The sequence below is a fragment of the Serratia sp. NPDC087055 genome (assembly GCF_044900985.1).
Lineage (GTDB): Bacteria > Pseudomonadota > Gammaproteobacteria > Enterobacterales > Enterobacteriaceae > Serratia.
Genome location: NZ_JBJDOG010000006.1, coordinates 169,140 through 181,811, shown reverse-complemented (window position 1 = coordinate 181,811; position 12,672 = coordinate 169,140). Strand labels below are relative to the sequence as shown.

11 protein-coding genes are annotated in these 12,672 nt (G+C 55.1%); 2 read left to right on the top strand and 9 right to left on the bottom strand.

Annotated features, from left to right (window positions below; all coding sequences use genetic code 11):
* Window positions 1-32 precede the first annotated feature (32 nt).
* The 8 genes from ACI2J2_RS21725 to pilM all read right to left on the bottom strand — a co-directional run bounded on the left by ACI2J2_RS21725 (window position 33) and on the right by pilM (window position 6,766).
* Window positions 33-1,055 carry an SPOR domain-containing protein gene (locus ACI2J2_RS21725; protein WP_209639130.1) on the bottom strand — a complete coding sequence of 341 codons (1,023 nt, stop codon included), beginning with the start codon at window positions 1,053-1,055 and terminating at the stop codon, window positions 33-35.
* A 159-nt stretch (window positions 1,056-1,214) separates the two neighbouring features.
* Window positions 1,215-2,312 carry a 3-dehydroquinate synthase gene (gene aroB / locus ACI2J2_RS21720; RefSeq protein WP_265556030.1) on the bottom strand — a complete coding sequence of 366 codons (1,098 nt, stop codon included), beginning with the start codon at window positions 2,310-2,312 and terminating at the stop codon, window positions 1,215-1,217.
* Window positions 2,313-2,405: 93 nt separating this feature from the next.
* The gene (gene aroK, locus ACI2J2_RS21715) at window positions 2,406-2,927 is read right to left on the bottom strand and encodes a shikimate kinase AroK (RefSeq protein ID WP_004391482.1); all 522 of its coding nucleotides are present in this window, start codon (window positions 2,925-2,927) and stop codon (window positions 2,406-2,408) included.
* A gap of 350 nt (window positions 2,928-3,277) precedes the next feature.
* Complete coding sequence (gene hofQ / locus ACI2J2_RS21710) at window positions 3,278-4,519, bottom strand: DNA uptake porin HofQ (RefSeq protein WP_404760841.1); 1,242 nt, start codon at window positions 4,517-4,519, stop codon at window positions 3,278-3,280.
* On the bottom strand, window positions 4,516-4,884 hold the full coding sequence (locus ACI2J2_RS21705; RefSeq protein ID WP_404760840.1) for a hypothetical protein: 369 nt from the start codon (window positions 4,882-4,884) through the stop codon (window positions 4,516-4,518). Before ACI2J2_RS21705 ends, hofQ begins: the two co-directional genes overlap by 4 nt.
* Window positions 4,877-5,398: a hypothetical protein gene (locus ACI2J2_RS21700; protein ID WP_404760839.1), complete on the bottom strand. Its 522-nt coding sequence runs from the start codon at window positions 5,396-5,398 to the stop codon at window positions 4,877-4,879. The genes ACI2J2_RS21705 and ACI2J2_RS21700 overlap by 8 nt, the downstream gene beginning before the upstream one ends.
* A complete protein-coding gene (locus tag ACI2J2_RS21695; protein ID WP_404760838.1) occupies window positions 5,391-5,930 on the bottom strand; it encodes a PilN domain-containing protein in 540 nt (179 codons plus the stop codon). Before ACI2J2_RS21695 ends, ACI2J2_RS21700 begins: the two co-directional genes overlap by 8 nt.
* On the bottom strand, window positions 5,930-6,766 hold the full coding sequence (gene pilM / locus ACI2J2_RS21690) for a type IV pilus biogenesis protein PilM (RefSeq protein WP_404760837.1): 837 nt from the start codon (window positions 6,764-6,766) through the stop codon (window positions 5,930-5,932). The genes ACI2J2_RS21695 and pilM overlap by 1 nt, the downstream gene beginning before the upstream one ends.
* Before the next feature lie 122 nt (window positions 6,767-6,888).
* Between pilM and mrcA the strand changes: the two genes are divergently transcribed.
* Complete coding sequence (gene mrcA / locus ACI2J2_RS21685; protein ID WP_404760836.1) at window positions 6,889-9,447, top strand: peptidoglycan glycosyltransferase/peptidoglycan DD-transpeptidase MrcA; 2,559 nt, start codon at window positions 6,889-6,891, stop codon at window positions 9,445-9,447.
* 50 nt (window positions 9,448-9,497) lie between these two features.
* Here mrcA and nudE read toward each other — a convergent pair whose 3' ends face one another.
* Window positions 9,498-10,052 (bottom strand): ADP compounds hydrolase NudE, encoded by a 555-nt coding sequence (gene nudE, locus ACI2J2_RS21680; protein ID WP_209639145.1) that lies wholly within the window; start codon window positions 10,050-10,052, stop codon window positions 9,498-9,500.
* A gap of 465 nt (window positions 10,053-10,517) precedes the next feature.
* Here nudE and ACI2J2_RS21675 point away from each other — a divergent pair, with 465 nt between their 5' ends.
* The gene (locus ACI2J2_RS21675; protein ID WP_404760835.1) at window positions 10,518-12,650 is read left to right on the top strand and encodes an intracellular growth attenuator family protein; all 2,133 of its coding nucleotides are present in this window, start codon (window positions 10,518-10,520) and stop codon (window positions 12,648-12,650) included.
* Window positions 12,651-12,672 lie beyond the last annotated feature (22 nt).

Sequence of the window (12,672 nt, the reverse complement as noted above, 5' to 3'; positions counted from 1 at the left end):
TGCCGCCTGGCAGCAGCTTGAAATCTATCGGGTTACTTTTTCAGATCCTGTTGAACCTGACCTACAGGCCGGACCCAAGGTTTTTTCGCCTGAACATCCGCAGGCAACGTCGCGATTGCGCGCTTCGCTTCTGCTGAAGAGGCATAGTTGCCGCTTACCAGTACATACCAAGGTTTGCCGTTACGCTGGGTTGAATACACCAGGTAATGCTGCAACTTCTGCTGCTTGGCGTAGGCATTAAGCGTATCGGAGCGCGAGGCACTGCTCAGTTGCAGAGTATAATGGCTCGCCGGTGCAGACTGAAGTGAGCCACCATTGCCGCTTACCGTGCCCGCTTTCGCACTCGCTGCCCCCGCTTTGCTGGAGGATGCTGGCGCTGGCGTATACACCGTGGTTGGCGTTTTATGCTGTGTGGCCGTAGCCGCTGGCTTACTGACGTTTTTCGCCGGTACTTTATGTTGCTGTGGTGCCGTGCCCTGCACTTGGCGTGCAGCTTCTTTCGCCGCAGCCCCGTTCATCAGGGTAGCCGGTGCTGTCGGCAGCGTTGACATCGGGCCGCTCATGCCCTGCGTCGCCGCATCAACCTGGCCCTGCTGCGCTGACAGTGCATCCGACATATTGCCTGGCAGATCAACACGCTGTTGCGCGCCGCCCTGCGCTGGCTGCGGTTGCGCTTCCGTCGGCGTACTGGAGATAGGTGGAACGTTGACCGTTTGCGGCTGAGACGTGCTGCTCACGCCGTTATTGTCATTGGTGTCAGTGGTACCGCCTGGCACACCGGTATTACCGGCAGTCAGCGACGACGAGCCCGACAGGTTGATGTCCTTGGCTGCGCCATTCTGTGCCCCTTCCTGTGCCGCTTCGTGCTTGGTTGGCGCCTTCAGCGCTGAACCAATACCGACAATCAGCAACAGCAACACCAGAATACCGATACCAATCATTAAGTGCTGACGTGAAACAGCAAAGCGTGGTCCCGGAGCCGGTTTACGCGAACGTGCAGGACGACGATCGCTGCTATCAGGTCTGAGATCGTCTTCCGGTTTAAACTCATCCATCTGAAACCCTCCAACTAGAGGCAAAAGCCCACCACTGTAGACCTACCGTGGCACGAGCAGATTAACCCGATCATGGCAAAGCGACGCCAGTCATGCTTTGCACATTAATTAATATAGATGTAAACGGCGGCTAAGCCACTGTTACTTCGTCCGATTTACTTAGACAGTCTGTTCAGGAAGGCAAGCTGCGATCGAAGCAAGCACCGTTTCATGCCCCACTCCGCCACGGACCTCCGCCTGGCCAATAGCCGTCGGCAGTACCAGGCGCAGTTCACCGGCCAGTACCTTCTTATCACGCATCATATGCGGCAGATAGGATTCCGGCGCCATTTCCTGCGGACCACACACCGGCAAACCCGCGCGCAACAACAGTGCTTTGATACGTTCAATATCGTCGGCACTGAACTGCCCGAGACGGTGCGCAGTTTCCGCCGCCATGACCATACCGGCAGCAACGGCTTCCCCATGCAACCATACACCATAGCCCATTTCGGCTTCGATCGCATGGCCGTAAGTATGACCCAGATTCAGCAGCGCACGCAGACCGCTTTCGCGTTCATCGGCAGCAACCACCTCGGCCTTCAGCTCGCAACAACGGCGGATACAATAGGCAAGTGCCTGCATATCCAACGCCATCAATGCATCGATATTGTTTTCCAGCCAGACAAAGAAATCGCGATCGAGAATAATCCCGTACTTGATCACTTCTGCCAGACCCGAGGAGAGTTCACGCGCCGGCAAGGTTTTCAGGCAATCCAAATCAACCACCACAGAAGCCGGTTGATAGAACGCGCCGATCATGTTTTTACCGAGCGGATGATTGACGGCGGTTTTACCGCCAACGGAAGAGTCCACCTGCGACAGCAGCGTGGTAGGAACCTGAATAAAGCGGACACCACGCTGATAACAGGCGGCGGCAAAGCCGGTAAGATCGCCAACCACGCCGCCCCCGAGGGCGATTAGCGTGGTATCACGACCGTGCGGCTTTTCCAACAGTGCCGAGAACACCTGCTCAAGCACGGCAAGGGATTTATACTGTTCGCCATCAGGTAAAATCACCTGATCCACCATGACGCCAGCCTGCTCCAGCACCTTCCGGACGTGGTCCAAATAGAGTGGCGCCAGGGTTTGGTTGGTGACCAGCATGACCTGTTCACCTGACTTCAGCGGCATAAAAGAAGCCGGATCGTTAAACAATCCGGCGGCTATGGTAATCGGGTAGCTGCGCTCCCCAAGCGTTACGGTAATTCTCTCCATGTCGCGCTCAGTTCTCAATGTGGTTTATCCCCGCTACTGCGGGGAACACAATCAGTCTTTCCGCATTTGCCGTGGCGAACACGGAAACCGCAATCAGTTACTTTCCAGCATGTTGATAATCTGGTTGGCAACCACTTTGGCGCTTTGATCGTCGGTGCGGATGGTGACATCTGCAATTTCTTCGTACAACGGATTACGCTCTTTCGCCAGCGCTTCAAGCACTTCACGCGGAGGAGAATCAACCTGCAACAGCGGACGTTTTTTGTCGCGCTGAGTACGGGCTAACTGCTTCTCGATAGTGGTTTCCAGGTACACCACCACGCCACGGGCAGACAGACGGTTACGCGTTTCACGCGATTTAACCGAACCACCGCCGGTAGCCAGCACGATGCCTTGCTTTTCCGTCAGTTCATTAATGACTTTTTCTTCACGATCGCGGAAACCTTCTTCACCTTCCACGTCGAATACCCAGCCCACGTCAGCTCCGGTACGTCGCTCAATTTCTTGATCGGAGTCGAAAAACTCCATATTGAGTTGCTGAGCTAACTGACGGCCAATAGTGCTTTTGCCGGCACCCATAGGCCCAACCAGAAAGATATTGCGTTTCTCTGCCATGTTTTTCGGTATTACTAAGACAATTCGTTAATGTTAACCCGCCCCGCCAATCAAATCAGCGGCGGGACCTAAACTGAAACCTCATGAACGATAGTGCGAGATCAGACGGAAAATTATCTCAACACTCTTGGTAGTTTGGCAACCGAATAAATCGCAATCCACGCCGCAGGAGGGAAACCATACGTTTTTAACGGCGTCTTGGCGCTAACAAAAAAACCTCGGTGCTCAATTCGGTAACCCTTGTAAGCTAAATCGGCCGCAGCGTCAAACGCAGATGCCCCCAAGGTGATAAAAAAGTGCATCTGCTCATCAACTTTAGGCGATTTTCACCAAACCGGGCACCTTGCCGCTCAGGCCTTAATCAATGTCGGAGTAATAAATATCACCAGCTCGCGCCTTTTATGCTGTTTGCTGCTTTGTTTAAACAAGGATCCCAGCAGTGGTACATCCCCCATACCGGGCACTTTGTCCGCCCCCTGAGCACTATGACGTTGAAAAATACCGCCTAAAACCACGGTTTCTCCGTCTTTTAGCGTCACTTGGGTTTTGATCTCCTGTTTATCTATTGCCAGTGTCTCGCCTGCAGCACGGCTGATTGAACGTCCGGGCATGTTCTGGCTGATGTGCAATGTCAGGGTGATTCGCCCGTTGGGCAAAATTCTCGGCGTGACTTCCATGCCCAGAACGGCCTCTTTGAACTCCATCGAGGTTGCCCCGGTGGAGCCACTGCTCACCTCGTAGGGGATTTCCGTGCCTTGTTTAATACTGGCAGTTTGCAAGTTCGCCGTCAGCAAACGCGGGCTGGCGATGATTTCCACCCGATTTTCCTGCTCCAGTGCCATCAGTTCCAAATCCAACAGACGCCCACCGATCCGAGCCAGGTGAAAACCGGCGCTGAGTGCACTACGTTCCAGCGGCAAATTGACATTAAAGCCGTTCATCCGCCAGGATGTCGCCGGTTTTTCATCCGGTGCCAGGCCCCAGCGCACGCCAAGCTCACGCAAACTCTCGCTATTGATGGTGACGACATGCGCCGCTAGCTGTACCTGTGCCAACGGTGCATCCATTTCCGCAATGCGCTGCGTTAACAGCGCCACAACCGGCGCAGTATCGCGAACCAACACCGCATTGGTGCGCTTGTCCGCCACCACGCTACCACGCTCACTCAGTAACATACGGTCCTGGGCGTTGAGGCTTGCGGCAACTTCAGTGGCATCAGCATGGCTCAACGACAGAGTCACGCTGTACAGTGGCTGTTTTTGTGCCAAGGCTTGTTGTTGTCGCTGCTTCTCCTGCTCATTGGGTTCTGGGTGAACCATCATGACATTGCCCTCCAGGGTCATCGACAGCTTCCCCATACGCAGGATCACGGCCAATGCCTGCTGCCAGGGCACGTTATCCAGCCTCACCGTCAGATTGCCCTCCACACCCACAGCAGTAACCACATTCAGTTGCCGGTAATCTGCCAACGCCTGTAACACGACGGTAACCGGCGCATCCTGAAACTCCAACGAGATAGGACCTTGATCCTGTGCGGCACCCGTAATGGCCGCCCCCCATAACAGCACTCCCACCCAACGGCATCCTTTCATTTTTTTTCTTCCTTATGAGGGGTTCCCAGCACCAACACCACCGTATTCTCAGTAGTCGGGCACTCAGCATCTACCTCGACCTCTTCCCGTTTTAGGGTTAATCGTTTTGCCTGCACCTTATCCACCTGCCAACGCCCAGCCAGCAAGGTTTGATGAGGCGCCAACCGCAACCACTGCCCGCTGGGGGTGATAACCCAGGCATGGCGCAATGCCCCCAGCCCGATGGTCCCCTTCAATTGCCAACTCGCCGGTGACTCGACCGCTGACACGCAGCCTGACAAGGGCAATGGGCTAAAGGGATCCCGCTGCTGCGCCATTAACCCCAGCGGCAGTAACAACAACCAGACTACACAGCGTTTATTCATTGATATTCAACGCCGTAGCCTCTGCCAACGCCGCGTCCTGAAAAGTAAAATGCGTGGTGAGCCTCCCCGCCTGCGCTTCAACGGACATTTCAGCAAGGCGCAGTTGGGCAGGTAAGTTCTCCAACAGTATTAATAACCTGTCGTAATTGAGATGCAGCCTCAGCATTCGCTGCGCCGAACCTTCTTGCTGGTGCCAGCGTTGCAGCTCCGCACCGATGCGTTGCAAAACCGCCATCAAATCCCCCTGGGGGGTTGGTCGCTGTATGATCTGTTGAAGATTTTGGTGCACCGCTTCAAGCGTTGGCATGCGAGCCACCTGTTCCGACAACAATTCAATGCGTTGTGTGAGCCGCCGATGCTCTATCGCGGTCTGTTCCAACTGCTGCCATTCCCCCTGCAGCAGCAGGACAAACAACAGTGCCAGTCCACTCAGCACCAGGCCCTGTATCGCCAGCAGCGAGCCCCGCGGCAGGCTCGACCATCTCGCCATCCAACGCGGCGGTGGCTTAGTCATCCCGGCGGCTCCATTGCGCGACCAACGCAAATGAAAATAGGCCATCCTGGCGCCGCGCTACGTCTGCCAGACGGTAACTCTGCAATAACGGCACTGTTGCCAATTGCTGCTCAAACTGAACCACCGCCTCATAACGGCGGCTGAGCCCCCGCAGACTGATGCTTTGCGCCTTGCTCTCAAATGCAATAAGCCACATCGATGAGGGCAACAGCGTTGAGAATTGCTGTAACAACCGCAGATAACGTCGGTTATATGCCAGGTTCTTATCGTGCTGTTCCGCCAGCGCGGTTAAACGGGACAGGCGCGCCATCGCCTGTTGCAAGCGCTGATGACGATCGGTCAGTTCCGCTTGCTGGCGGACCAACACCAACAGTGCCTCATGCCGCTGCGCCTGTTGCTGACGTAGCAAACCCATAATCACCGTCAACACAACCAGCATGAGCGCCCATTGCAGCGCAAACACGCGCAGCCAAAAGGCACCGCGCCGACGCTGAACCTGTATGCGCCAGGGCAAAAGATTCACCTGGTACATCAGCTATCTCCTCCACGCAGCGCCAGACCGCCCGCCAAGACGAATGCCGCCGGCAAGCGGGGTAACGGGGGCCGGAGCTGGCTAAAAGCACTGAACGGCGACCACGGCACGCACCCTGACGGCGGTTGCTCATCTATTACGCTGCTATAGTAAATCTGATGCTCACCGCATGATGGGCTGGCAGCATGCATTGCCGCCAGAGCCTGGCGCGCGCCGTCCGCCTCCCCCGCCGACACAAGACCATAGGCGGCACGTTGCGGGGTGGCCCACAGCCATTCTTGGTCGAGGCGATGCAACAGACCGGCATTGGCCGGTAGCCCTGCCGCTGCCGCCATAATGCGCAGCGCGCAAGGTGTGATATCCACCACCTGTGGCTGTAAATTGGCTTGCTGCAGGCAATGCAGCCATTGTTGCAATTCCTGTTGACGTGCCGCGGTAAGCAGCAGCGTGGTGGGATCTGAGGGTGAACAGCGGTAGTCCAGCGCCAGTGTTTGGCTATCCAGTGGGAACTGTTTGAGCCCCTGACTGGTGATGTAGTCGCCACGTGCGGGTTCTTTTAGCCTGACATCCGGCAACGGCAAGCTGTGCTGTAAAACCCGTTGTGCGGGCAGAGCAATGCGTAAGGAAATATGTCTTGGTAACTGAACTCGCCATTGTCGCAGTGCATGAATTAATGCATCGGTCTGCACCAGACAACCTTCACGCAACACCGGTTGTGGCAACGTTTGTTGCCACCAGTGACGCAGTTGCCAGCCATGCCGGCGGCGCTGGGCCGCCAGCGCGCGAACGCAGTGGCTTTGTATATCCAGCCCCACCTGCCATGCTTGAGTGAACATATTTCGCCCGACCTCCATATCGTCAGATGATAAAAGAACATATCCATGTTGCAGGCTTGCCTTTATACTACCGCGCGGTTGTTTATAAACTGCCCAAATGACATGAAAATGGGAAATCTCAGGTGAAGTTCGTAAAGTATTTACTAATCCTTGCAGTGTGTTGCATCGTGTTGGGGGCAGCCTCGATCTTTGGCTTGTACAAATATGTCGAGCCACAGTTGCCTGACGTTGCAACGCTGAAAGATGTGCGGCTGCAAATACCGATGCAGGTTTACAGCGCCGATGGCGAACTGATCGCCCAATACGGTGAAAAACGCCGTATTCCGCTAAAACTGGACCAAATTCCGCCGGTCATGGTGCATGCGTTTATCGCCACCGAAGACAGCCGTTTCTATGAGCATCACGGCGTCGACCCCGTCGGTATCTTCCGTGCAGCCTCTATTGCGCTGGTCTCCGGCCATGCGTCACAGGGGGCGAGTACCATTACCCAACAGTTGGCGAGAAACTTCTTCTTAAGCCCGGAACGCACCCTGATGCGCAAGATCAAGGAAGCCTTCCTGGCCATTCGCATTGAACAAATGCTGACCAAAGACGAAATTCTTGAGCTGTATCTGAATAAAATCTATCTGGGGTATCGCGCCTATGGCGTAGGGGCTGCGGCTCAGGTTTACTTCGGTAAAGACGTCAGCCAACTCAGCTTAAGCGAAATGGCGACGATCGCCGGTCTGCCGAAAGCCCCATCAACCTTCAACCCGCTTTATTCACACGATCGCGCGGTCGCGCGCCGCAACGTGGTGTTGTCGCGCATGCTGGATGAGCACTACATCACCCAGGCGCAGTTCGATCAGGCACGCAGTGAAGAATTAGTGGCCAATTACCATGCGCCGGAAATCAGCTTCTCCGCACCTTATCTCTCCGAGATGGTACGCCAGGAGATGATCAAGCGTTATGGCGACAACGCCTATACCGACGGCTACAAGGTCTACACCACCATCACCAAGAAACTGCAGTTGGCGGCGCAAGAGTCTGTACGTAATAACGTGCTGGCGTATGACATGCGCCACGGCTACCGCGGCCCATCCAACGTGCTGTGGAAAGTCGGTGAAGCGGCATGGGATCAAAAACAGATCGTCGATTCACTGAAGAATCTGCCTAACTACGGCCCGCTATCACCTGCTGTGATCACAGCAACCAGCGCCGAAGAGGCGACGGCAATGATGGCAGACGGCAGTAATATCGCCTTGCCGATGTCTACCATGCGCTGGGCCAGACCCTACAAGTCCGATACTCAACAAGGCCCGACGCCGAAACGCGTCACCGATGTGGTGCAAGCCGGCCAGCAGGTTTGGGTGCGGAAGGTTGGCGAAAACTGGTGGCTGTCACAAGTGCCGGACGTCAACTCAGCGCTGGTCTCAATCAACCCGAATGACGGTGCAGTAAAAGCACTGGTCGGTGGGTTTGACTTCAACCAGAGCAAATTTAACCGTGTGACTCAGGCGCTGCGCCAGGTCGGTTCCAATATCAAACCCTTCCTGTACACCGCCGCAATGGATAAGGGCCTGACGCTGGCAACTATCCTGAATGACCTGCCGATCACCCGTTGGGATCCCGGTGCGGGTACCGACTGGCGTCCGAAGAACTCCCCACCAACCTACGATGGTCCGATTCGTCTGCGTCAGGGGCTGGGGCAGTCGAAGAACGTGGTCATGGTACGTGCGATGCGGGCGATGGGTGTCGACTATGCAGCAGAATATCTGCAGCGCTTCGGCTTCCCGGCTCAGAACATCGTGCATACCGAATCGCTGGCTTTGGGCTCTGCTTCATTCACCCCAATGCAGCTGGTGCGCGGTTACGCAGTATTGGCCAACGGCGGTTACCTGGTGGATCCGTACTTCATCACCAAGATTGAAGATGATAACGGCAACACCGTGTTCGAAACCAAACCGCGAATTGTCTGCAGCAGCTGTAATTTGCCGGTAATTTATGGTGATACTCATCGCTCAGCCGTGCTTTCCGAAGACAACATTGAAAATGTCGCGACGTCGCAGGAAGGCAACAATGGCAACGTGCCAATGCCGCAATTGGAGCAAGTGACCCCAGCTCAGGTGCAGCAGGACGGCGATCAGCAATATGCGCCACACGTTATCAGCACGCCGCTGGCATTCCTGATGCACGATGCGCTGAACAGCAATATCTTCGGCGAACCGGGCTGGATGGGCACTGCCTGGCGTGCGGGTCGAGACCTTAAACGCCATGATATCGGCGGTAAAACCGGTACCACCAACAGCTCAAAAGATGCCTGGTTCTCCGGCTATGGCCCGAACACCGTGACATCAGTATGGATTGGCTTCGATGACCATCGGCGTGATTTGGGTCGTTCAACGGCTTCCGGCGCGATCCCGGATCAAATATCTGGTGGTGAAGGCGGTGCCAAGAGTGCACAACCGGCATGGGATGACTTTATGAAAATCGCACTGGAAGGTATCCCAGAGCAGAAGGTCACCCCACCACCGGGCATCATCAGCGTAACCATCGACAAGAGCAGCGGTAAGCTTTCAGGTGGTGGTGGCGGCAGTCGCTCCGAGTACTTTATCGAGGGGACTCAGCCGACAGACTATCCATCACGGGATACCGGCACAACGCTGACGGACCCCGGTGGCGAGAGTCACGAGTTGTTCTAACAAAAAATGGCCAGAGAAATCTGGCCCTTTTTTTATTTGGCTATCGGCACTTAACGTGAGCCGCGTAGAAATGCCTCGGTAAGGAACAGCGCACAAACATTGCGTGCCTCGCGGAAATCAGGCTCCGCCAGCAGCGCCATCATGTCAGCGATGGGCCAACGCACCTGCGGCAATGGCTCAGGCTCATCCCCTTCCAGGCTTTGCGGATAGAGGTCCTGTGCCAAGACGATGTTCATTTTGCTGGAAAAGTACGACGGCGCCATGGTCAATTTACTCAGAAAATCAAAGTTTTTTGCACCAAAGCCCACTTCTTCCATCAGCTCACGGTTGGCCGCTTCCAGCACACCTTCACCGGGATCAATCAACCCTTTGGGGAAACCCAGCTCGTAAGATTCGGTGCCCACTGCATATTCGCGGATCAGCAGTAAATCGTCACCGATCACCGGCACAATCATCACCGCCTCACGTTCTGAAGGCCGCATCCGCTCGTACACCCGCCGCACACCGTTACTGAATTCCAGATCGACCGACTCAACGTTAAATAAACGCGAACGTGCGACCGTTTCCACTTTCAGAATTTTAGGTTTTTGCAGGTGTTTATCCATGATTGCCTCAAATGAGTTATCCGGCGGTACGCCACAGCACCGGGCGTGATGAGACGGATAACCAGAATAATGACTGGTGTGACGCGCACTTCATATACGCTTAAACGCTGACCAAATCCGATCTTGATCACATTGTGCGTTAATGAGAACCTTTGCTGCAACGAGCACAAGCAGTAATTTACTTTTTTTTAACAAGCGTAGCCAGCACCCACCAACTTTCTATCTTCTTTAAGCAAAAAACAGGGCATTAAATAAGATAATGCCGATATCGATAGGGCAACCAGGTTGCTATCATCACGCAGGTAAGACACAACCATAAAACCAAGCGTTTTATGAAGAAATGAGATCCCGGTGGAGAATCTGTTCTCCCACGACTGTTCAGGGTGTCTCTTGGTCATTTGACTGCGTATAATGCGCCACGATTCATCAGGTTGGTGAGGTTCACGGGTACAGAATGGGGATAGCATGAGCACAATAGCGTTGATATTGGCCTTAGTGCTTGCCTGCCTGATTGCTGCCGGCCTGTATCTTTGGTTTAAAGCTCGCAATCAGCCGCTGCTGACGCGCGCCCTGCCCTTTATCAAACCTACTCACCGTAAGCTGACCGGCGAAGAACGCGCCGCTGTTGAGCACTATCTCGGCCGGCAAAATAAGCCGAGCAACAAGCTGTTGCCCGGCAGCACAGCGTTGCCGTCCGCCAAACTGGCGTTAACGCCGCAAAGCGACAACGTCTACCCCATTACCCACGCGATTACCCGCTACGGCTTGGCCAGCGATGAACCCAATAAGTGGCGCTATTATCTGGACGCTGAAGAGGTGCATCTCCCCCCGTTTTGGGAACAGTACATCAGCGCCGATAACCATGTCGAAGTGATTAAAACCCAAACGCTGCCGCTGGTGATCTCGCTCAATGGCCATTCACTGAAAGATCATATTCACGATCGGCCACAGCCGCCGGTGGTGAAGGCCGCGCCGAGCCAAAACGCATCGATCCGCAAGGAAGAAAGCGAGCACGTCGAGCTGGTCAATATCCGCAAGGAAACCCAGGAAGAGCATGCGCTAAATCGTCCGAACGGCATCAAAGAAGCCGCGATCATTTCAGCGGCCCTGCTACTGCTGTTCTTCAGCCTGATTAGCCCGGTCGTGGTCATCCCCTGGATGATTATCGTCGCCGTGCTGATGATCGCCTGGGGCTGTTGGAATCTGTTCCGCCGGCCATCTGCACGCGAGCTGAAAGAAGTACACTGCCTACGGGGCACGCCCAAGCGCTGGGGATTGTTTGGTGAATCCAACCAGGGGCAGATCAGCAACATCTCGCTCGGCATTATCGATCTGATTTACCCGCCGCACTGGCAGCCTTACATCACCCAGGACTTGGGTAAAACGACTGACGTAGACATCTATCTTAACCGCCAGGTGCTGCGCCAGGGGCGGTTCCTTTCGCTGCATGATGAGGTCAAAAACTTCCCGCTTCAGCAGTGGGGAAGAAACGCAGTGTTGATGGCCAGTTCGCTCTTGGTTCTGGTACTGTTGTTGACCTATATCCCACTGAGCCTGCCGCTCAAGCTAAGCATGGCTTGGTTACAGGGCGCGCAAAAAATTGAAGTGAACACCGTACAGGCACTGGAAGGTGCGACGTTGCGGATCGGGGATACCCTGAAAGCCCAAGGCAACGGTATGTGTTATGTGCCGCCGCTGGTCAATGGTGCGCGTGACGCCAACTTTATGCCTTTCGACTGTTCAGGTATTTACTGGAACAATGCCGCACCATTGCCGCAGCCAGAGTCGGAAGTCATCGACAAGGCCTCGGCACTGCTGGCAACGGTCAATGCCCAGTTACACCCTGACGGCACAGAACAAAAGCTCAATCCACAGTTGGCCAGCGCCATTGAAAAATCCGGCATGATCCTGCTGGATGACTTTTCCGATATTGTGCTGAAAACGCAGGATCTGTGCCAAACGGACAATGACTGCGTCCGGCTGAAGAACGCACTGGTGAATCTGGGCAACGTTAAAAACTGGGCCACGCTGGTGAAACGCGCCAAATCGGGTGCGCTGCAAGGCGTTAACGTGCTGCTGCGGCCGGTAAGTGCCGAATCCCTGGAAAGCCTGGCCAAAGTTGCCGCCTCGTCGTTTGTGTACAACGAAACGCGACAGGCTGCTGCTGCACTCAACAGCCCACCACCCGGCGGTTTTTTGATCAGCAGCGACGAAGGTAAGCAGTTGGTGAATCACCCGCAACCGACCGTGCCGCTAAACGAGTACAATGCACTTGACCAATGGAATGAGCTGCAGCGCCTGTCCAGCATGCTGCTGCACACGCCGTTTGAAGCGCAGGGCATCATCACCAATATCAGCGTAGATGCCAACGGCACGCGCCACATTGCGCTGCACAGCGAGCCGGATATTATCACGCTCTGGCGTTTTCTCGGCACCAGTCTGCTACTGCTCGCGGTCGCCGTCATTCTGGGTTACAACACCTGGCGACTCATAGAACGTCGCCGCAGCAATCAACACAGAATCACCGATATCCAGCGCTACTACGAAAGCTGCTTTAACCCGCAGCTCTCTCCGATGTCATTAAGGCCAATGCCCTAAACCACATTCGTCGGTCTGCGCT

Excerpts from the sequence above, each read along its gene's own strand:
- ACI2J2_RS21725 (WP_209639130.1), bottom strand. The coding sequence starts at position 1,055 with ATGGATGAGTTTAAACCGGAAGACGATCTCAGACCTGATAGCAGCGAT.
- aroB (WP_265556030.1), bottom strand. The coding sequence starts at position 2,312 with ATGGAGAGAATTACCGTAACGCTTGGGGAGCGCAGCTACCCGATTACC.
- aroK (WP_004391482.1), bottom strand. The coding sequence starts at position 2,927 with ATGGCAGAGAAACGCAATATCTTTCTGGTTGGGCCTATGGGTGCCGGC.
- hofQ (WP_404760841.1), bottom strand. The coding sequence starts at position 4,519 with ATGAAAGGATGCCGTTGGGTGGGAGTGCTGTTATGGGGGGCGGCCATT.
- ACI2J2_RS21705 (WP_404760840.1), bottom strand. The coding sequence starts at position 4,884 with ATGAATAAACGCTGTGTAGTCTGGTTGTTGTTACTGCCGCTGGGGTTA.
- ACI2J2_RS21700 (WP_404760839.1), bottom strand. The coding sequence starts at position 5,398 with ATGACTAAGCCACCGCCGCGTTGGATGGCGAGATGGTCGAGCCTGCCG.
- ACI2J2_RS21695 (WP_404760838.1), bottom strand. The coding sequence starts at position 5,930 with ATGTACCAGGTGAATCTTTTGCCCTGGCGCATACAGGTTCAGCGTCGG.
- pilM (WP_404760837.1), bottom strand. The coding sequence starts at position 6,766 with ATGTTCACTCAAGCATGGCAGGTGGGGCTGGATATACAAAGCCACTGC.
- nudE (WP_209639145.1), bottom strand. The coding sequence starts at position 10,052 with ATGGATAAACACCTGCAAAAACCTAAAATTCTGAAAGTGGAAACGGTC.
- ACI2J2_RS21675 (WP_404760835.1), top strand. The coding sequence starts at position 10,518 with ATGAGCACAATAGCGTTGATATTGGCCTTAGTGCTTGCCTGCCTGATT.